18 protein-coding genes are annotated in these 19973 nt (G+C 53.9%); 11 read left to right on the top strand and 7 right to left on the bottom strand.

Annotated features, from left to right (window positions below):
- Window positions 1-1416 (top strand): phosphoglucomutase/phosphomannomutase PgmG, encoded by a 1416-nt coding sequence (pgmG, locus tag IT971_RS12740; RefSeq protein ID WP_063095735.1) that lies wholly within the window; start codon window positions 1-3, stop codon window positions 1414-1416.
- A 72-nt stretch (window positions 1417-1488) separates the two neighbouring features.
- Here the strand turns inward: pgmG and IT971_RS12735 are convergent, their stop codons facing one another.
- Window positions 1489-2799 (bottom strand): D-alanyl-D-alanine carboxypeptidase, encoded by a 1311-nt coding sequence (locus IT971_RS12735; protein WP_223305133.1) that lies wholly within the window; start codon window positions 2797-2799, stop codon window positions 1489-1491.
- Between the two features lie 46 nt (window positions 2800-2845).
- Here IT971_RS12735 and IT971_RS12730 point away from each other — a divergent pair, with 46 nt between their 5' ends.
- The 7 genes from IT971_RS12730 (at window position 2846) to IT971_RS12700 (ending at window position 11625) form a co-directional block, all read left to right on the top strand.
- Window positions 2846-3724 carry a hypothetical protein gene (locus IT971_RS12730; protein WP_252724151.1) on the top strand — a complete coding sequence of 293 codons (879 nt, stop codon included), beginning with the start codon at window positions 2846-2848 and terminating at the stop codon, window positions 3722-3724.
- 304 nt (window positions 3725-4028) lie between these two features.
- Window positions 4029-5237, top strand: coding sequence for a phasin family protein (locus IT971_RS12725; protein ID WP_063095744.1), 1209 nt, complete (start codon window positions 4029-4031; stop codon window positions 5235-5237).
- A 261-nt stretch (window positions 5238-5498) separates the two neighbouring features.
- A complete protein-coding gene (clpS, locus tag IT971_RS12720; protein ID WP_037988091.1) occupies window positions 5499-5825 on the top strand; it encodes an ATP-dependent Clp protease adapter ClpS in 327 nt (108 codons plus the stop codon).
- A 3-nt stretch (window positions 5826-5828) separates the two neighbouring features.
- A complete protein-coding gene (gene clpA, locus IT971_RS12715; RefSeq protein ID WP_037988020.1) occupies window positions 5829-8150 on the top strand; it encodes an ATP-dependent Clp protease ATP-binding subunit ClpA in 2322 nt (773 codons plus the stop codon).
- A 101-nt stretch (window positions 8151-8251) separates the two neighbouring features.
- Window positions 8252-8806: a hypothetical protein gene (locus IT971_RS12710; protein WP_007090298.1), complete on the top strand. Its 555-nt coding sequence runs from the start codon at window positions 8252-8254 to the stop codon at window positions 8804-8806.
- A 506-nt stretch (window positions 8807-9312) separates the two neighbouring features.
- Window positions 9313-9930, top strand: coding sequence for a hypothetical protein (locus IT971_RS12705; RefSeq protein ID WP_007090297.1), 618 nt, complete (start codon window positions 9313-9315; stop codon window positions 9928-9930).
- A gap of 12 nt (window positions 9931-9942) precedes the next feature.
- Window positions 9943-11625, top strand: coding sequence for a methyl-accepting chemotaxis protein (locus IT971_RS12700; RefSeq protein WP_037988022.1), 1683 nt, complete (start codon window positions 9943-9945; stop codon window positions 11623-11625).
- 81 nt (window positions 11626-11706) lie between these two features.
- Here IT971_RS12700 and IT971_RS12695 read toward each other — a convergent pair whose 3' ends face one another.
- Entirely contained in the window at window positions 11707-12855 is a 1149-nt protein-coding gene (locus IT971_RS12695; protein WP_063095746.1) for a GNAT family N-acetyltransferase, read from the bottom strand.
- Between the two features lie 228 nt (window positions 12856-13083).
- Between IT971_RS12695 and serA the strand changes: the two genes are divergently transcribed.
- Window positions 13084-14325 (top strand): phosphoglycerate dehydrogenase, encoded by a 1242-nt coding sequence (gene serA / locus IT971_RS12690; protein ID WP_007090294.1) that lies wholly within the window; start codon window positions 13084-13086, stop codon window positions 14323-14325.
- 67 nt (window positions 14326-14392) lie between these two features.
- On the opposite strand, the gene IT971_RS12685 is transcribed toward serA, so the two are convergent.
- Window positions 14393-14875, bottom strand: coding sequence for a GNAT family N-acetyltransferase (locus IT971_RS12685; protein ID WP_063095748.1), 483 nt, complete (start codon window positions 14873-14875; stop codon window positions 14393-14395).
- Between the two features lie 68 nt (window positions 14876-14943).
- The gene (gene aat / locus IT971_RS12680) at window positions 14944-15591 is read right to left on the bottom strand and encodes a leucyl/phenylalanyl-tRNA--protein transferase (RefSeq protein ID WP_007090292.1); all 648 of its coding nucleotides are present in this window, start codon (window positions 15589-15591) and stop codon (window positions 14944-14946) included.
- A 156-nt stretch (window positions 15592-15747) separates the two neighbouring features.
- On the opposite strand from aat, the gene IT971_RS12675 reads away from it, so the two are divergent.
- Window positions 15748-16362: a LysE family translocator gene (locus tag IT971_RS12675; RefSeq protein ID WP_063095749.1), complete on the top strand. Its 615-nt coding sequence runs from the start codon at window positions 15748-15750 to the stop codon at window positions 16360-16362.
- Between the two features lie 84 nt (window positions 16363-16446).
- On the opposite strand, the gene accC is transcribed toward IT971_RS12675, so the two are convergent.
- From accC to aroQ, 3 genes are read right to left on the bottom strand one after another with little or no spacing between them, the layout of a single operon-like run.
- Window positions 16447-17790, bottom strand: a complete 1344-nt coding sequence (gene accC / locus IT971_RS12670) for an acetyl-CoA carboxylase biotin carboxylase subunit (RefSeq protein WP_007090290.1) — start codon at window positions 17788-17790, stop codon at window positions 16447-16449.
- Between the two features lie 17 nt (window positions 17791-17807).
- On the bottom strand, window positions 17808-18254 hold the full coding sequence (gene accB, locus IT971_RS12665) for an acetyl-CoA carboxylase biotin carboxyl carrier protein (RefSeq protein WP_007090289.1): 447 nt from the start codon (window positions 18252-18254) through the stop codon (window positions 17808-17810).
- A gap of 11 nt (window positions 18255-18265) precedes the next feature.
- Complete coding sequence (gene aroQ, locus IT971_RS12660) at window positions 18266-18712, bottom strand: type II 3-dehydroquinate dehydratase (RefSeq protein WP_037988093.1); 447 nt, start codon at window positions 18710-18712, stop codon at window positions 18266-18268.
- Window positions 18713-18955: 243 nt separating this feature from the next.
- Between aroQ and thiS the strand changes: the two genes are divergently transcribed.
- Window positions 18956-19951: a sulfur carrier protein ThiS gene (gene thiS, locus IT971_RS12655; protein ID WP_063095751.1), complete on the top strand. Its 996-nt coding sequence runs from the start codon at window positions 18956-18958 to the stop codon at window positions 19949-19951.
- Window positions 19952-19973 lie beyond the last annotated feature (22 nt).

Here is a 19973-nt window from a genome sequence, read left to right as displayed (position 1 = left end):
ATGACCATCTCTGCCGGACACAATTTTGATCCTTCCGTGCTGCGCGAATATGATGTGCGCGGTATCGTGGGCAAAACCCTGCATGCGGCCGATGCGCTTGCTCTTGGCAAGGCATTTGGTACGAAAGTGCGCCAGTCTGGCGGAAAACGGGTTGCCGTTGGCCGGGACGGACGGCTGAGTTCGCCCGAACTGGCAAGTGCGCTTGTCGAAGGGATCGTTTCGACCGGTTGTGATGTTGTCCGGATCGGGCGTGGGCCAACTCCGATGCTCTATTTCACGGTTTATGACCAGAAAACCGATGCTGGCATCATGGTGACCGGGTCGCATAATCCGTCGAATTACAATGGTTTCAAGATGCTCAATGCCGGAAAGTCGGTATTTGGCGAAGCCATTCAGGAGCTGGGCCGTATTGCTGCATCGGGTGATTTCGAAACCGGTACTGGTTCGGTTACCGACATTGATATCGAAGACCACTATGTCGAACGGTTGCTGACTGAACTTGATTGTGATGTTGCCAAGCCGATGACGATTGTATGGGACTGCGGCAATGGTGCCGCGGGCGATGTGGTTCGCAAACTGACTGCAAAGCTTCCGGGCAACCACCATCTGCTGTTTGACGAGATCGATGGCACTTTCCCAAACCATCACCCGGACCCGACGGTCGAGGCCAATCTGGTCGATCTTAAGGCCAAGGTGGCATCGCTGAATGCCGACTGGGGTGTCGCCTTTGACGGCGATGGCGACCGTATCGGTGTTGTTGACGGGCAGGGGCGTGTCTTGTGGGGCGATCAGCTGCTGCAGATTTATGCTGCCGACGTTCTCGGGCGTCTGCCGGGCGCATCGATCATTGCCGATGTCAAAGCCAGCCAGACGCTGTTTGACGAGGTCACCCGTCTTGGCGGCAATGCCATCATGTGGAAAACCGGCCATTCGCTGATCAAGACCAAAATGGTTGAGTCAAAGGCACCGATTGCCGGTGAAATGAGCGGTCATATCTTCTTTGCCGAACGCTACTATGGCTATGACGATGCAATGTATGCCGCGGTTCGGCTGTATCGCATTCTGGTTCAGAGTGGCAAAAGCCTTGATGACTGGCGTGATGCGATGCCGGTGGCCGTTAATACCCCGGAAACCCGCATCGACTGCCCGGATGACCGCAAGTTCGCCTTGATCGAAGAAGTACGTGGTCGTTTGTCCGAAGCTGGTGCTGAAGTCAGTGGAATTGATGGTGTGCGTGTCAGCACGGATGACGGCTGGTGGTTGCTGCGTGCTTCCAATACCCAGCCTGCGATCGTGGCCCGTTGCGAGGCCGCTGATGAAAGCGGTTTGTTGCGGTTGAAAGCAGAGGTAACCGCACAGCTGCAAAAAAGCGGTCTGACTTCGGATGATTTCTTTGCACCCGGTGGCGGTCACTAGGCCGTTTTCTGGAAGGTACAAAAAAGCCCGCTGAATTGCTTCAGCGGGCTTTTTTGATTTGAGGCAGGCTGTTTACCCGGCATCACCGGCATTAACCGGGATACAGGCGACCTTTTCCTTGCGCAGCGCAGCACAGGCACTGCGTGCTTCCTGTTCACCACCAAACCCAAGCAGGCGGGCTCGATAAACAACACCCGATCCGTTGCTTTGCTGCTCGACAGCGGCACGGGTCAGTCGAAGGACTTCCGGCGCTGTGCGTGCTGCGGCAAGGACGGCTTCCTGTGCGCGACGCTGATCGCTGAACGCACCAACCTGAATGCCCCATCCGCCGGTTTCCGGCGACAGGCGGGCGACAACGGTTTCGGTATCAATGCGGCCGGGCTGTTCGACTTCATTGGCGTTGTTCTGCTTGGCCATCAGAAGCTGGGTATCAGCCGGAAGAATTTTGCCATCCGGGCTGATGCGCGGACGTGGCGCGATGATTTCGCCGTCTTTTTTCAGTTCAAGATAGGCCTGATCAAGAAGCTTTTTCATCTGGTCATCGCGTGACCGCGCTGTCCGGCCACCAAAGACAACGCCGATCAAACGGCGACCATTGCGGTTGACCGATGCGACAAGGTTAAAGCCCGACGCATTGATATAGCCGGTCTTGATGCCGTCCGTACCGTAATAGGACGCCAGAAGATTGTTATGGTTGCCATAGGTGCGCTTGCCATAGCTGAACTTCTGGGTGCTGAAATAATGGTAGTAGTTGCCGTAATCCTTGCGCAACGAAACCGCAAGCCGGATCATATCGCGGGCTGTGGTCAACTGGCCACGGTTCGGAAGGCCTGATGCATTGCGAAAGGTGGTGTTCTTCATGCCGATCTGGCGCGCTTTCGCGGTCATCATCTGCGCGAATTTCACCTCGGTTCCGCCAAGATGCTCGGCGACCACAACGGCAATGTCGTTTGCCGATTTCGTAACGAGTGCCAGAATGGCATCCTCGACCGAAATCTTTTCGCCAGGCTGAAGGCCTAATTTCGAAGGGGCCTGTCCCCAGGCGCGTTTGGAAACTTCCATGCGTGTCGAAAGCGATACCTTACCGGAATCCAGCGCATCAAACAGCATGTAAAGCGTCATGATCTTGGTCAGTGACGCAGGGTAAACTTTGTGGTCGGCGCGATATTCATGAAGGACATCGCCGGTTTCGGCGTCGATAACCATCGCTGTATAGGTGCGTGCCATTGCTGCCGGTGTTGTGAATACAACAGCAGCGATGATCAGCAGCATCACGGACAGGACGCAGTAAATCCTGCGACCCTGCGATTGCCACATCGGTCGACTTTGATCAGTACTAACGGTGGCCATCGCTTTTGGCCCAAGACGGGTCTTAAAACGCATTTGACGGGCTCGGCTTTACGGTGATCCCCAAGACGAAATATGGTCAGTGTCTCATCGCGGCATTAAAAAAATGCTTAACGCTTGTTCAGATAATCTGAGTTGCCGCCTTGTTGCGGTCTCATTTTTTCGTCAGACTCAATTTATATCCGCCAGAAGGTTAAAAATCGAGGATCGAATGCGTAAAAAAATAATGTCTGTTGTCAGTAACATAAGAACAAAATCATCAATTTTAAGTAGTGGCGCGCTGTGTGCCGCAGGTTTGATGGCGCTTTCTGCATGCAGTTTTACCGGTACAAGCGATATCGAAAATCCGCTGGTGCGCAAGGGTAGCTGGTTCTCGTTTATCAATGCGGATGACATTCGAACCGCATGTTCTGCCGGGGATGCAGAAGGACGGATTCGCATCGTCTATAATGCTGATTATTATAAAGAAACGCGCAGCTACGACCTTATTCCCAGGAACGGTGCGGAGCAGTTTGAGATGGTGTCGCGGATATTTGGTCCGCTTGACGTAAGCGAGGTCAATGTCGAGGTCACAGCCCCCCTTGGTGCTTTCGGCGGGACGGAATCGCGGGAAAACCTGTCGCGCGGACAATATCTTGCACTGACCGATGCGCTTCAGGCCGATGGTTTCGGATATCAAAGCCGCGACGGATTGCGCCTGCATTCTGACGATTATTACTGGGTTGCGATTGGCTGCTCATCGCAAAGCATCACGCTTGCTGCTTGGGCATCTACCAAGGATGATCTGCGCGCTTTGACTTTCCCGAATGTGCTCGAAAACCTGTCAGGTTTGGAAAAAACACTTCCTCAGCCGCCGGCTTTCGGTGCGCCAAAGCAGCCTGATCCGTTTTTCAGCAAGAATGACAAGAAAGCCGAGTCTCGCCATTTCTATCGCACCGTGCGCGGAAATCAGCTGAAATAAGCTGATCCGTTTCAGGAATCTTCGATGAAAATGGCACGGCATAACCCGTGCCATTTTTGTTTTTTTAGCATCCTGAATATCAGGATTAACGTAATTTCCCGCCTAAGCGGTTGAACGTATGCCGGTTTTTTACAATCGGTTTCCGGGACTCAAGATAATCCGTTCTCCCAGACGTGCTTGACCCATTCACGACTTTTAAAATGTCACCAAAGCAATCTTGACGGCACACCGCTATTCCATCTAGGGTTATGTTGCGATGCAGCATAATTTCTGAATGCCAAGCCCAATTCAAGGAGGTCGGCACATGGTGACTCCTCGCAAAAAATCTGCGCCCGCTTCAACAAATGCTAATCCGGCAAAGGTCTCTTCTCGCCCAAAGGCGGTGACTCAAAAAACAGCTTCTGATGGCGGTAAAAAGTCGGCTGCTTCCCCGGCAAAGGCCGCGACAGCTGAAATTTCCGAGGCTGCAACAGAGCGGCCGAAGCGTGTCGTCACAACCGCAAGCGCGCTTGAAGCAGAGGCATTGCGTCATCCTCCTGCGGAGCTATCAAAACCGGATGCTGTAGTACCGGAGGCGAAGAAAGAACCTGTTGCCGCTAAAGGGGCTGAGGCTCCGGCCAAGGCTGATGACCCGGTAAAAGCAGAAGCAGCGGAAAGCAAACCTGCGCCCGAACAAGCCAGAGAGAAGACAACGGCAGGCCCCAAACCGGCAAGCCGTCCGAAGGCGGCAACCACATCGAAAAAGAATACGGTTATGCCTGCCTCCAAAGCCGTCAGCGAACCCAAAGTTTCGGTTTCCAGCGATAAGGCATCTGGTGCGATTTCCGAAACGCCTCCCCCAGCAAAGAAGGCTTCCATCGTGACAGAGCAAGAGAAAGCGGCAGCTCCGGCCAAAGTGACAGCGGCAGCGAAGGCCGAGACGAAAGCTAAAGACACCCAAAAAACTGATGTCGAGGTTAAGGTTGCAGCCCAGCCGACGGCCGCCGGTGATGTGGCTGCGTTTGGTGCGGTAAGCCTTGAACCGTTCACAGAGCTTTGGAAAGCACCGGAAGTCGATACCATGGTTGCAGCAACCCAGAATGCTCTCGAAGGAAGTCTAACGGCGGTCAATGATGTTCTTGCTCAGGTGACAGAAAAGATTACCGAGCAGGCTGACATATTCTCCGATGCTGGAACGCAAATGATGGCCAGATACGAAGAACTGATCGAAACGCAGCAAAAAAGTTTCGAAGGCGTATGGCAGGTTTCATCTGAACTGATGGAAAAAAGCGGTTCCTTCGGTGCTGAGCTGGCATCCTGGGCGCAGCGGGAAGTTGATGCATCCCAAGCTGATTTCGAGGCGCTTTCAAAGGTCGAAAGCCTTTCTGAACTGCAGGAACTGAACGAGCGTATACTGAAGCGCTATGTCGAGTCCGGCATGTCCGAAGGCGAAAAAATTCAGAAAATGATGTTCGCTGCTTTCACGGACGGATTTGCTGCAATGTCCAAGGCTGCTGGTGTTCCGCTCAAGTAAGCAACCCGACGCACTTAGGATTTTGCCGTAATGAATGTATCGGGACGGACATGGCTGGCAGCCATGTCCGTTTTTATTTTTTTTACCGATATTTACGGCAAAGATGACGAAGTTTGGTCAATGATCTTGCAGCACGGCATTCTCGGCCTACATGAATTTGGGATGAGGTTAGAAACGTTTTGTCGCTGCGGACTTTGAAACAGATGTTCAATGACCTATCATGGAGACAATGCAGAACAAAAGGGTTCCGGTAAGCAGATTATGAGTGATCAGGACAATGACGGTGGTGGTCTCCCGAATACGGGGATCGTAACGAAGACACGGCCAAAGACGAAGAAGCCGTCCATGTACAAGGTGTTGTTGCTAAATGACGACTACACCCCCATGGAATTCGTTGTCCATGTGCTTGAACGGTTCTTTGAAAAGGGCCGGGAAGAGGCGACCGCGATCATGCTTCAGGTCCACCGAAAGGGGGTCGGAATTTGTGGGGTTTTCACCTACGAGATCGCGGAAACCAAGGTCAACCAGGTCATGGATCTGGCGCGGCAAAATCAGCATCCGCTGCAGTGCACGTTAGAGAAGGAGTGAAACATGCTCTCACGTAACCTTGAAGAAAGCTTACATCGTGCGCTGGCATATGCCTCTGAGCGGCGTCATGAATATGCAACGCTGGAACATCTTCTGTTGTCATTGACCGAAGATCAGGACGCGTTGTCTGTTCTGAAAGCGTGCCGGGTGGATGTTGATCGTCTGCGTTCGGATCTGCTGGAGTTTGCTGATAGCGAGCTTTCCGGCCTGATCAGTGCGCGTCTGGTGGACCCCAAACCGACGGCTGGTTTCCAGCGCGTGATACAGCGCGCAGCCATTCATGTTCAGTCTTCCGGGCGAGAAGAGGTAACGGGGGCGAATGTGCTGGTTGCACTGTTCTCCGAACGTGAATCGCACGCGGTCTATTACCTGCAATTGCAGGACATGACCCGTCTGGATGCGGTCAATTACATTTCCCATGGAATTGCCAAGGCGCCCGAACTGAACGAACGCCGCATTCCGCGTGGTGCCGAAGAAGAAGTTGCACCCGGTGCGACAACCGACGCTGAAGAAGGTGCCGCCGCTGGCGAGGGCGAGGCGCTCAAGGCTTATTGCGTGAACCTTAATGTCAAGGCGCAGAATGGCAAGATTGATCCGTTGATCGGCCGCCAAAGCGAAATTGAACGCACCATTCAGGTCCTGTGCCGTCGCACCAAGAACAACCCGCTTTATGTTGGCGATCCGGGGGTTGGTAAAACCGCCATCGCCGAAGGCTTGGCGCGTCGCATTGTTGATGGTGATGTCCCCGAGGTTCTTGCGGATGCCACCATTTTCTCTCTTGATATGGGCGCGCTTCTGGCCGGGACACGGTATCGTGGTGACTTCGAAGAGCGCCTGAAGGCGGTCGTCAAGGAACTTGAAGAGTTTGATGGCGCGGTTCTGTTCATTGATGAAATTCACACGGTGATTGGCGCGGGCGCGACATCGGGCGGGGCAATGGATGCCTCGAACCTGTTGAAACCGGCCTTGGCCAGCGGTTCGCTTCGATGCATCGGTTCCACGACTTACAAGGAATTCCGCGGTCATTTCGAAAAGGACCGCGCCCTTGTGCGTCGTTTCCAGAAAATCGATGTTGAAGAACCGTCTCCCGAAGATACCATTAAAATCCTCAAGGGGCTCAAGCCCTATTACGAGGAACATCATCACGTCAAATACACCAACGAGGCCATTCGGTCGGCGGTCGAGCTGGCATCACGCTATATCAATGACCGCAAGCGACCTGATAGCGCGATTGATGTGATTGACGAAGTCGGGGCATCCCGGATGCTGGTGGCGCCAAGCAAGCGTAAGCGCACGATTTCCAAACGCGATGTCGAGGAAATCGTCGCCAAGATTGCCCGCATACCACCAAAATCGGTGTCGACGGATGACCGTAAGGCATTGGCCAATCTGGAACGTGATCTCAAGACCGTTGTATTTGGGCAGGACAAGGCGATTGAGGCTGTTGCCAGCGCGATCAAGCTCGCACGTGCCGGTCTGCGCGAACCGGAAAAGCCGATTGGCAGCTATCTGTTCTCCGGCCCGACAGGTGTTGGTAAGACCGAGGTGACCAAGCAGCTGGCGCATGTCATGGGGATCGAATTCATACGGTTCGACATGTCGGAATATATGGAACGCCACAGCGTTTCTCGCCTGATTGGTGCGCCGCCCGGCTATGTCGGTTTCGATCAGGGAGGGCTTCTGACCGATTCCGTCGATCAGCATCCGCATGCGGTTGTCCTGCTTGACGAGATCGAGAAAGCCCATCCGGACCTGTTCAATATTCTTTTGCAGGTGATGGACCACGGCAAGCTTACGGATAATAACGGCAAGACCGTTGATTTCCGTAATATTGTGCTGGTGATGACGACCAACGCGGGCGCATCGGATATGGCAAAGCCGCCCATCGGTTTCAAACGTGAAATGCGTACCGGCGAGGATGCAGAGGCGATCAAGCGAACTTTCTCGCCAGAATTCCGTAATCGTCTGGACGCGGTCATTCCGTTTGAAAACCTCAAGCCGGAGGTCGTTAAGATGGTGGTGGACAAGTTCATACTGCAGCTTGAAGTCCAGCTTGCAGATCGCAATGTTTCGATCGAACTGACCGAAGCAGCGCGGACCTGGCTGGGCGAACGGGGCTATGATGCGGCCTTTGGGGCGCGTCCATTGGGGCGTGTCATTCAGGAACACGTCAAAAAGCCGCTGGCCGAGGAATTGCTGTTTGGCAAACTCGAAAAGGGCGGGGCCGTTCTGGTCGATATCGAAGACGATGCCGTTATCTTCCGTTATCCGGAAGAAAATGGTGGCGGGTCGAAAAAGGAAAAAGATCCGGAAATGGCAAACTGATTGCCCTGTGATCGATTACCTTGTCATTAAGTTTTGGCGCGTTATTGTGATTGCCCGGAACAGTTGTTTCGGGCAATTGCTTTTGGTGGCATATAAAAACAATGAACCAGGCGACACAGCGAAAATACCGTGATGAGGTCGAGAAGTTTCTGTCCAAACTTGAATCGCAGGCGCGCAGGCTTGTGGCTTTGGCAGATGTGATCGAGAAGACGGTCGATACAACGGAAGTGACAGGTTACCGGCCTTTCCGCGAGGAAGTCGATAATTTCAAGGCGCTTTCGCTGGTGATCACCGACCGCCTTGCAAAGCTTGAAAAGCATCCGAAAAAGGACGAGCTTGAAGAGCAATTCCATAAATTGCAGATTCTGATGCTGCGCATCGTGATCAAAACCAGCCTGAAATTCTTCTTTGTGATGAGTGCCAAGCCGGTTCTGCCGCTTGGTGCGCGCGAGATGTTTCAAAGCGAGCTTCGCACGCTTTATGAGGCAGAGCGCATGATTTCCAATCCGCGATATATCAGCCACCTTGATGAAGGTGCCAAGGATGACCTTGAGATTGCCAAGGAAATTCTTCAGGAAATCATTGAAAACGCTCCTGCTTTGCTGAATTTCGGAAATCGGAAAAAGCGTAAGCCGGCACGCCGCAACGCCGGTTGATCTGCAGATCAATCCTGCTGTCATTTGACTTAAATTGCGTTTTGCAAAATGCAAAGAATGGTTATCGCATTTTGCAAATATTTCTGTCGCAAATTGCGAATTAATTTTGAAGTAGTTGTCTTATCAGAGTTTTTTCAATCAATAATCGGCCAAATTCTGCGATTTTAAGATGATGCCAAAAACTGGCACACCCTATGCATATGTGTGATCGGACAGTTGTTCTTTGCAGGGGCGCATCTTGCGCCTGGAACAACGTAATCTTCTGCAGTTTGCTCGTGTCCCAACCAAACTCAGCGGCGGTTTTTCCGCCGCTTTTTTCTTTTGTCCCCCTTTTCTTATCATCCAGCCCTCCAATGGCTTAACTGGCATCCCCATATGGGGATATCGGATAATGTATGCGTGTTTGTATATATTTTCCTGCGTCTAAAAGTAGTTGATGAACAGATTTTTCTCTGTATAATCTATACCAAGGGATAGTATTTGCATACGGAGGGGTAGGAAGGGTTATGAAGATAACAAAACACCTTGTTCTGGTGACGGGTCTGATGATTGGCACTTCGTTTGGTGTCACTGCCGCCAATGCCAAGTCAGATTTGCCCGGGGCACCGGACCAGTTGATTACGGATGACACGATCCGTGATGTTCGGGAATGGCTTGCAAATCCGGTGGTCGAACTTTCAATCTCGTCGCAGAACCGGTTGCGCAAAGGTATGACGCAGGATCAGATCGATGCTGCCGACAAACAATGGGTGGCGGAACGCGAAGCCGAGGACCAGCCGCTGGTCGCAGCCATTCTGACCAATCCTCTTTCCAGTTATCTGACGCAGATCCAGGCGCGTTCCGGCGGATTGTTTGCCGAAATATTTGTCATGGACGCTGTCGGCCTCAATGTCGGGCAAAGCTCGATCACTTCCGATTTCTGGCAGGGGGACGAGGCCAAGTTCAAAAACACCTTCCCCAACGGAGCCAACGCCGTCTTCATTGATGAAGCTGAATATAACGAAGAATCCGACACCTGGCGTTCGCAGCTCAATATGACCATGAGCGATCAGCAAGGGGCACCAATCGGTGCCGTCACGATCGAGGTCAATCTTAATGAACTCGCGCGTCGTCAGCAGTTGTAAGGGAGACGGACAATGAACTTCTTCAAAAACCTTTCCATACCAGCCAAGCTGACGACCTGCTTTGCTGTGATGATTGTGGTCATCCTGATGGTTGCGGGGGCCGGGATGTTTGCGACTTTCCAGGTCAAGTCTGCCAATGATCAACGTGATTATCTTTCTGATTTCGAACGCGACTATCGCAACCTGGACCGCTCTTATCTGATGGCGCGTCAGGAACTGGTTTATTTCCTGACAACCGGTGACCGGACCGGACTTGAAAGTTATCAGGAATCGCTGGCTGAAATCGATACCCGCACCGATGTTCTGAAAGCCTACGCGACGATTAACCCGACAATTGCCGATCTTATCGAACAGATGGACAGCGCAATTGATCGCTGGGAAGAGATCGCCAGCGAGCAGGCGAAACTGATGCGTCATTATCTGACCGTCAACCATGCGCGTGCGATTGAAGCTTCCGGCGAACCGCGCGAACTGTCCGACAGCGTATCGAAGATTGCCCTGGAACTGGCAGAAAATATCGACCAGATGAACCTGGATGTCGAAAACCGTGTCGAACGGGCCATGATGCTGTTTCAGACCACACTGGGCATTGGTGTTGTTTTGCTGATCGCCATGGCGGCATTGTTTGGTGGCACGTTGTCGCGCCTTATTGCGACACCAATCCGCAAGATGACGGATGCGATGGGAAGCCTGGCATCTGGCAACCTTGATATCGAAATCCTTGATATGAAGCGCGCCGACGAAGTGGGGGCGATGGCCAAATCGCTTGAAGTGTTCCGTGAAAACGCCCGTGAACGTGCCCGGATGGCCGAACAGGAACGGATTGAAGCCGAACGCCAGATCGAACGCAGCAAGCGCATGGGCACGCTGACTGCCGGTTTCGATCATAAAATCCAGGAAGTTCTTTCGGCGGTTAATGTTGCGCTTGACGAAGTCCGCAGTGCATCGGAAACGCTTTCGTCACATTCGGTTCGCGCCAATCAGGATGCGAAAAGTGTGGCAGAGCAGGCCGAAGAATCATCGGGAGACATCGAAACCGTTGCATCGGCAACCGCGCAGCTTTCCGCGTCGATTTCTGAAATCGCATCGCAGATCGCACGTGTTACCGAAATCACCCAGCATGCCGTTGCGGAAACCGAACGCACCAATCAGCGTGTCGAAATGCTGAACGAAGCGGCACAAAGTGTTGGTGAAGTTGTCAGCCTGATCAGCGACATTGCCGATCAGACAAACCTGCTGGCACTTAACGCGACAATTGAATCCGCACGTGCCGGCGATGCAGGCAAGGGCTTTGCAGTGGTGGCGGGGGAAGTCAAAAACCTTGCTGCCCAGACGGTGAAGGCAACCGAACAGATCACTGCGAAAATTACCGAAATGCAGGGTGAAACCGGTGCCGCCGCCGAAGCCGTTCGCGGCTTTGCCGAAACCATTCATCAAATTGATGAACTGATGTCGGTTGTTGCCAGTGCGGTGGAAGAGCAGGGCGCTGCAACCGAAGAAATTTCACGCAGTGTCGAAGGGGCTGCCAATGGCAACGTCGCGATTTCAAATGCGGTGAAAAGTGTTGCCCTGGCCACAACCGAAAGCGGCGATCTTTCGAATGGTCAGCTTGACTGTGTCGGCCGTCTTGCGGCCGCCAATGATGAACTGAGAAGCCATGTAAATGGCTTCCTGAACGACGTCAGAGCCGTCTAAAAATAACGAGTTGGTTGGGCAGTCAGGAAGGGGCGCGATGCTGATGCATCGTGCTCCTTTTTGCTTGTCGGAGCTGCCGGTTCATTCCTGTTTGAACGGGCTGTGTTCGGCGACGATAAATTCGCGGTCTTGCGCAATATGATGGCGTTCCTGATCCAGAAAACGGGCCACGGCATTGCGTAAACCGGCATCGACAATCAGATGTGCCGAATGGGTCAGAACCGGTTCATAGCCACGCTGGATTTTATGCTCACCCTGTGCCCCGGCCTCAACCGTTTTAAGGCCGCGTTCAATCGCGATATCGATCGCCTGATAGTAACAGGTCTCGAAATGCAAAAGCGGGGTCCGGTCAACCGTGCCCCAGTTGCGTCCGTATAAGGTTTCCGTGCCGATCAGGTTGAGCGCCCCGGCAACCATGTCGCCGTCACGAAAGGCAGCTACCAAAACGGTCCGGTCCCGGACCCGTTCATGCAGAAGATCAAAAAACTCCCGCGTTAAATAGGCCTGGCCCCATTTGCGATCCGATGTGTCGTGATAAAAGGCATAAAACCGGTCCCAATGGGCGGCTTTAAGGTCATCACCCGATAGAACTTCAAAGCTGTATCCCGCATCGCGCACCTGTTTGCGTTCCTTGCGCAGATTTTTGCGTTTGCGCGAATTCAGCGCGCCAAGGAAATCGTCAAAACTGTCGTAACCACGATTGTACCAGTGATATTGAATGCCGGTTCGCGGAAGAAATCCGGCATCTTCCATCGCCCGGCTTTCATCGCCACTGCAAAACGTTACATGCAGGCTGGCAATGCCAAGCCGTTCGGGCAGGGCACAAAGCGCACCAATCAGAAGTGTGCGAACGCGGTCGGTGTCCGGATGATCGGACCGTATCAGAAGCCGTGGGCCCGGAACCGGTGAAAAGGGTACGGCGGCCTGTAATTTCGGATAATACCGTCCACCCGCCCGCTCATAGGCTTCCGCCCAGCTCCAGTCGAAGACATATTCGCCATAGGAATGCGATTTGACATAAAGCGGCACAATCCCGGCAACCGTATCGTCATCATCGGTAACCACCAGATGAAACGGTTGCCAACCGGTATCGGCATTGGCCGAGCCGCTATCTTCCATTGCGGAAAGAAAGGCAAAGCTGACAAACGGGTTGGCCGTGCCTGCGCATTTGTCCCAGTCGGTTTCGCCGATTTCATGGATATCGGTAACGGTTCTTATCTCAGCAGGCAAGATGGGGTCCCCTGTGTTCAATCCTTGGTCGCCGTTCGGGCCTGCATTCTATACGCAATAGCCGGTATATGCGTTCAGAAGATAGGCGCATTGCATGTTTGCGCAAGGGAAAGCCTTTGACGGACGTTGCCTTAGGCCCTATTTCATTGGGCCAAGGGCGCGTAACGTTACGGCCCTACGGCTCGGGAAATGCCCGTGTCGCCCTCGCAAAGAAAAGGATGGTGCGCCGTGAACAGCAAGCTTTCGTTGGAGAAGGACAAGATCAAGATCGTCCTGCTCGAAGGTATCCATGAAAACGCTGTAAAGATGTTCAAAGAGGCCGGCTACTCAAATGTCGACCACTACCCTGCTGCTCTGGATGCGGATGAACTGAAATCCGTCGTCTCCGAAGCGCATTTTCTGGGCATCCGTTCCCGCACCAAACTGACCGAAGAAGTCATCGACGCTGCACCCAAGCTGACCTCTATCGGTTGTTTCTGTATCGGCACCAATCAGGTTGATCTGAAAGCCGCTGCGATGCGCGGTATTCCGGTCTTCAATGCGCCCTATTCCAATACACGTTCGGTCGCCGAACTGGTTCTGGGCCAGATCATCATGCTGATGCGCGGTATCCCGCAGCGTGACAAGGCTGCCCATGCTGGTGGCTGGCTTAAAAATGCCAAGGGCTCGTACGAGGCGCGCGGCAAGACTTTGGGCATCATCGGCTATGGTCATATCGGATCGCAGCTGTCGGTTCTGGCGGAATCGCTTGGCATGAACGTCATTTATTATGATGTGATCAACAAGCTTGCGATGGGTAACGCAACCTCGTGCAGTTCGATGGATGAATTGCTGGCGAAATCTGATGTCGTTTCGTTGCATGTTCCGGCCAACGAACAGACCAAAAACATGATCACCGCGACCGAAATCGCCAAGATGAAGCCGGGGGCGCACCTGATCAACGCGGCACGTGGCAATGTCATCGTGATCGAAGACCTTGCTGCGGCCTTGGAACGCGGCCATCTGGCCGGTGCAGCCCTTGACGTGTTCCCGGTCGAGCCTGCGGGCAAGGACGAGGAATTCCAGAGCCCGCTTCGCGGTATGCCGAACGTGATCCTGACCCCGCATATCGGTGGTTCCACCCAGGAAGCACAGGAAAATATCGGTGTCGAAGTTGCCGACAAGCTGATCACCTATTCCGATAACGGGTCGACGCTGGGTGCGGTCAACTTCCCGGAAGTTTCGCTGCCGGTCAAGGATCGCAAGCACACCCGCTTCATGCATATTCATCGCAACGTTCCGGGCGTTCTGTCGAAAATCAACGACGTGTTTGCAACGCGTGGCATGAATATCAGCGGTCAGTATCTGCGTTCCGAAGGCGGCGTGGGTTACGTGGTTGTCGAAGTCGACGAGGAAATCCAGCCGGGGCTTGGCATCCGCAAGGAACTCGAAGCCATCGACGGTACGCTTCGGGTTCGCTTCCTGTTCTGATCTATCTATAGTTGCGCAATGCAATCAAACTGAGAAGGGCGGAAACATCATTGTTTCCGCCCTTTTCTTATAGTTTGCGATACATGATCAGTGCGTCGGTTTCGCCGTGTGTCGGGTGCATATAGGCACCGGGCAAACGCCCGACAATTTCAAAGCCAAGCTGCGGCCAAAGATGCACCGCGGCCTTGTTGCTGGCGATGACGAAATTGAACTGCATTGCCTTGAAGCCCCGATCCCTTGCACGGATCAGCGAGTCTTCGCACATTCGCCGCGCAATCCCGCGCCCGCCCGCATCGGGGGCGGTCATATAGCCGCAATTGGCGACATGGGCACCATTGCCCGGCTGATTGGCCTTCAGGTAATAGGTGCCAACAATCTGGCCGTCTTCCTCGGCAACGAAGGTTTCCCTGTCCGCGCCCATCCAATAGGCCAACACTTCCGTGTCGGTCATGTCGGTGGGCACGACATAGGTTTCACCGGCCCGAAGGACCGGTGCAACGATTTCAAGGATTTTCGCGACATCATTCTGGGTGGCGGGGCGTATCTGCATTGTAACGATCAGTCTTTCGTGGGGGACAAGCCCGCGCGGGGCAGGGGATAACACGGCGCGGGCAGGTGTTAGCGGTCGCCCTGTTGCAAGACCTGTTCGATAAATTCGGGGTCCGCTTCAAACGGCAGACTCGCACGTCCGGCAAGCGCGCGGGCAAGTTCGGAACGATAACGTTCCCGTGGGATTTCGACCACCCCGAACTGTTTTAAGTGATCATTGACGAACTGGGTATCAAGCAGGGTATAGCCGCCTTGCCGCAAAAGGGCGACAAGATGCACCAATGCCACCTTTGATGCATTGGTCGCACGCGAAAACATGCTTTCGCCAAAAAACGCCTGACCCAGGCTGACGCCATAAAGACCGCCAACCAGCTTGCCATCAAGCCATGCCTCGATCGAATGGGCGCACCCCATCTTGTGAAGCGCGCAATAGGCATCAAGGATATTGTCATTGATCCAGGTATCATCCCGGCTGTCGGTTGGCTCCGCACAGGCACGAATGACATCGGGAAAGGCTTTGTTTACATGGACCTTGAATGTCCCCTTGCGCACCGCTTTGCGCAGGCTTCTGGGCACGTGGAAGCCGTCAAGCGGCAATACGCCACGCCATTCCGGGTCAATCCAGTAAAGGGTCGGGTCATCATGGCTTTCGGCCATGGGAAACAGGCCGACCGAATAGGCACGGATCAACAGATCAGGGGTCAGTTGGTTCGACATGATCGCGGTGATAATGGTTTCGGTCCTGTTTGCAAATCGTCTGTTTACATATGTGAACGCGCACTGTTCTGACAAGATAGCAGCTTGCAGTCCATCGACTATGTTTGGCATGATAATCGAAATGTATGATTAATTCTTTCGCGCCGGAATTGTAAAATGCTCGAAATTTCTTCGCTGATTATTTTTGCCGGGGCGTTGCTGGTGGCATCGGGATCGCCGGGACCAAGTGTTGCGGCACTGGTGGCCCGGGTTCTTGCACGCGGATACCGGGATATCCTGCCGTTTCTGGCCGCATTGTGGATTGGCGAACTGATCTGGCTCAGCTTTGCCGTACTTGGCCTGTCGGCCATCGCAAACAGCTTCCATCTTCTGTTCACCATCATCAAATATGTTGGTGTGGTCTATCTTCTGTATCTGGCGTGGAAGATGTGGCACGCGCCTGTTGATGTCGATGCTGAAACCATCCCCGATACAAAATCCGGTGTCCGGATGTTCATCGCGGGCATGACGGTGACTATGGGCAATCCGAAAATCATGCTGTTCTATATGGCGCTGGTTCCAACCGTGATTGATCTGGCATCCGTGTCGCTGTTTGGTTGGTTCGAACTTTCCGTCGCCCTGATGGTGGTTCTGGTCGCGGTTGACCTGACATGGGTTTTCATGGCGTCGCGTCTGCGCCACCTGATCCGCAGCCGACGTGCTATGAAAATCGCCAACCGCACCAGTGCAACGGTGATGGCCGGGGCGGCGGTTGCCATCGCGTCTCGCTAGGGGCGTTGCTGGGCTAACGGAAATTCCCAAACAAAAACGGGACTCCCGAAAGGAAGCCCCGTTTTTTGATCGGGATATAGAAGGTTACTTCTTCATGCCCATGAATTTTTCCAGCCAGTGAATGTCGTAATCACCTTTCTGGATGTCAGGCTGCGCCAGAAGCTTCTGATGCAGCGGAATGGTGGTTTTGATCCCGCCAATCGCATATTCGGCCAAGGCACGGCGCAGGCGCATCATGCATTCTTCGCGGTCACGTCCATGCACGATCAGCTTTGCAATCATGCTGTCGTAATAGGGCGGGATCGAATAACCGGTATAGATACCGCTATCGACACGCACGCCCAAACCGCCCGGTGCATGATATTCCTTGATCTTGCCCGGTGACGGCACAAAGGTTTCCGGATCTTCGGCATTGATGCGGCATTCAATCGCATGGCCGTGAATTTCCAGATCTTCCTGTGTAAAGGACAGTTCAAGGCCTGCGGCAACGCGAATCTGTTCACGCACAAGGTCAACGCCCGAAATGGCTTCGGTCACCGGATGTTCGACCTGCAGGCGGGTGTTCATTTCAATGAAATAGAACTCGCCATTTTCATACAGGAATTCAATCGTACCGGCATTGCGATATCCCATGCCACGCATCGCGTTGGCAACGGTCGATCCGATACGTTCGCGTTCTTCCGGTGTCAGCGTCGGCGAAGGGGCTTCTTCAAGCACTTTCTGGTGACGGCGCTGCAACGAACAGTCACGTTCGAACAGATGGACGGCATTTCCGTGGGAATCGCCGATAACCTGAAGTTCGATATGGCGCGGTTTGCCAAGGTACTTTTCCATATAAACCGCGGCATTGCCAAAGTTCTGCAATGCTTCCTTGCGGGTCATGGAAAAGGCTTCGGCAAGGTCTTCGTCGCGCTCGACCACTTTCATGCCGCGGCCGCCGCCGCCGCCCGATGCCTTGATCAGAACCGGATAGCCGATTTCCTTGGCGCATTTCTGGGCTTCGGCAACGGTGGTGATTTCCCCGTCCGACCCCGGAACAACCGGAATGCCCAGTTTTGCTGCGGTCAGTTTGGCGGTGATCTTGTCACCCATCATGCGGATATGTTCCGCCGACGGACCGACAAAGGCAAAGCCGTGTTCTTCGACCATGGCGGCAAAGTCGGCATTTTCCGACAGGAAGCCGTAACCCGGATGGATGGCTTCCGCCCCGGTGATTTCGGCCGCCGACAGGATCGCCGGAATATTCAGATAGCTGTCTTTCGATGCGGCCGGGCCGATGCAGACGGCTTCGTCTGCCAGGCGGACATGCATGGCATCGGCATCGGCGGTGGAATGCACCGCGACAGTTTTGATGCCCATTTCGCGGCAGGCGCGCTGAATACGCAGCGCGATTTCGCCACGGTTGGCAATCAGTAGTTTGTCGAACATGCGGTGTTTACCCCGGCTTATTCAATAATGACCAGCGGCTCGTCATACTCGACCGGATGGCCGTCGGTTGCGATGATCTGGCTGATTTTGCCAGATTTCGGCGCGCGGATCGGGTTGAAGGTCTTCATTGCTTCGATCAGCATCAGGGTCTGGCCTTCGGAAACGCTGGAACCGACCGAAATAAACGGTGCAGCGCCGGGTTCCGGTGCGAAATAGACCACGCCAACCATCGGCGATTTTACAGCACCCGGATGGGAACCTGCATCAGCAGGTGCCGCCGGAGCAGCCGCCGCAGCAGGAGCCGCAACCGGTGCAGCAGCCGGAGCGGCTGCAACCATGGTGCCCTGACGGGCGACGCGAATGCGATTGTCGCCTGCGGCAACTTCGATCTCGGTCAGGTTGGTCTCGTCCAGCAGCTCGGCGAGCTGGCGAATGGTATCGTTGTCGATGTTGAACTTGCTCATTTCGATATCTTTTATGATGGTGTGTGGATCAGTGATCTGATGGCATCAAGGCCAAGAATGTAACCCTGCGCGCCAAAACCACAGATCATGCCTTTTGCAGCTTTTGAGACGTAAGAATGATGTCTGAATGCGTCCCGCTGATGAATATTTGAAAGATGCACCTCGACGACCGGCAAATCGGATGCCAGCAAGGCGTCAAGGATCGCAACCGATGTGTGCGTATATGCCCCAGCATTGATAATAATACCAGCAGCTTCTTGCCGGGCTTCCTGAATCCAGTCAACCAGTTCGCCTTCATGATTGCTTTGGCGAAAGACGACGGGCAGGCCTATTTGCGACCCATGTGCCGAACACATGCTGTCGATATCCCGCAAGGTGGTCGAACCGTAAATTTCCGGCTGACGCTGTCCCAGCAGGTTCAAATTCGGCCCATTCAGAATGTAGACGGGTTTTGTCATCCGTTCCCACATGCCCAACATATAGTGATGCGTTTATAGCACGACCAAAGTCTGACGCAACGTTGCATTCGGACGAGGCTATGACTGTAGCCGCAAGATCATGCTGGCATCATCGCCATCGGGACAGCTTTGTGTGCCCCGCATGGCAGAATCCGCCGATCACAGCTTGCCTCTCGCCCGGCAGCTGCGCATACTGCGCGCCAATAGATGAATATTTTGATACCACAAGGACAAGACGAACAGATGCGCCTGACCATCAACGGTGAAGACCGCACCATCGATACCGCAGCAACCGTTGCCGATCTTCTCGGCGAACTCGGGATCACGGCGACCAAGGTCGCGGTGGAACGCAATCTCGAAATCGTGCCGAAAACGGCCTATGGCGATACCGCCCTTGCCGATGGCGATAAACTTGAAATCGTTCATTTCATTGGTGGCGGTTCATCGGATGCCGATCTTGCATCGGCCGATGACGCGGGCTTTGTTGTTGCCGGTCACAAATTCAAGTCGCGTCTGATCGTCGGTACCGGCAAATACAAGGATTTCGAAGAAACCCGTATCGCGATTGATGCCTCGGGTGCCGAAATGGTTACGGTTGCGGTGCGTCGTGTTAACCTGACCGACCCGTCGCAGCCAATGCTGGTCGATTATGTCGATCCGAAAAAATACGTTTATCTGCCCAATACGGCGGGTTGCTTTACGGCCGATGATTCGGTTCGCACCCTGCGTCTGGCCCGCGAAGCCGGCGGCTGGAACCTGGTGAAGCTTGAAGTTCTGGGCGATCAGAAAACGCTGTATCCCAACATGCCCGAAACCCTCAAGGCGGCCGAAGCCCTGATCAAGGACGGTTTCGACGTGATGGTTTATTGCAGCGACGATCCTATTCAGGCCAAGATGCTTGAAGATATGGGCTGTGTCGCGATCATGCCGCTGGGCTCCCTGATCGGATCGGGCATGGGGATTCTGAATCCGGTCAATATCGCACTCATCAAGGAAAACGCCAAGGTGCCCGTGATCGTCGATGCCGGTGTCGGCACCGCATCCGATGCGGCATTTGCCATGGAACTGGGCTGTGACGGTGTTCTGATGAATACCGCGATTGCCGGTGCCAAGGACCCGATCCGTATGGCGCGCGCCATGAAACACGCAATCATCGCCGGGCGTGAATCGTTCCTTGCCGGTCGTATGCCCAAGAAAAAATATGCCGATCCGTCCTCGCCGCTGGCCGGTTTGATCTGATCGCGCAAACGCCCGATAAAAA

The organism is Thalassospira sp. B30-1, assembly GCF_015767575.1.
Lineage (GTDB): Bacteria > Pseudomonadota > Alphaproteobacteria > Rhodospirillales > Thalassospiraceae > Thalassospira > Thalassospira xiamenensis.
The sequence above is the reverse complement of the archived record's forward strand: the minus strand, read 5'-3'. Positions and strand labels throughout refer to the sequence as shown.